This window comes from Paenibacillus sp. FSL H7-0331 (assembly GCF_001956045.1).
Window position 1 is genome coordinate 1 of the sequence record NZ_MRTH01000164.1, and the last position, 627, is coordinate 627.

The 627-nt window shown below is 49.1% G+C and carries 1 protein-coding gene; it reads right to left on the reverse strand.

Annotated features, from left to right (window positions below; translation table 11 throughout):
- On the reverse strand, nucleotides 1-520 hold a 520-nt coding region (locus tag BK127_RS44440), incomplete at its 3' end, for a hypothetical protein (protein WP_179097847.1).
- Nucleotides 521-627 lie beyond the last annotated feature (107 nt).

The following is a 627-nucleotide window of genomic DNA, read 5'->3' on the forward strand; positions in this document are numbered from 1 at the left end:
CGGGGCTATTCAGTCTAATTCGATCGTTAAACCAATGCCCATCCGGTACCTCTAAGCCGGCATTATACATGGTATTAAGTATGATAGGAGCAGCCCTGTCACCAATTGTGAAATGGACAATTGTCGTATGGCCTCCGTGATTCGTGACTACCAGCACATACGCCCCGCTATCGCTAATTGTCTGGCCCATCATGTAACCTGCTGCCGCCACACCATCCCTCGTCAAGCTGACCGTTTCTATATCAGTGTCTGGGCTGGTCGGTGTTACACTGGTATTCGTAAATTGACCGTCCGTTACCCCATTCACAACAGGCGCATTGCTCTCTATCGTGAATTGAACCGTTGTCGCATTGCCCGCTTGATCCGTAACTACCAGCACATACGTACCACTATCCTTAATCACTTGGCCTAAGGCGTAGCCTGCTACCACCACGCCGTCCTTCGTCAAGCTGACCGTTTCTATATCAGTGGCTGTGCTGGTCGGTGTTACACTTGTGTTGGAGAGTTGACCAGGCGTCACCCCGTTTATGTCGGGTGCAACCCTTTCTATAATGAATTGGAACCATCGTGAATTACCTGCAAGATCATAAACTTCTAAAAAGTAACTGCCGCTTTCGCTAATCGTCT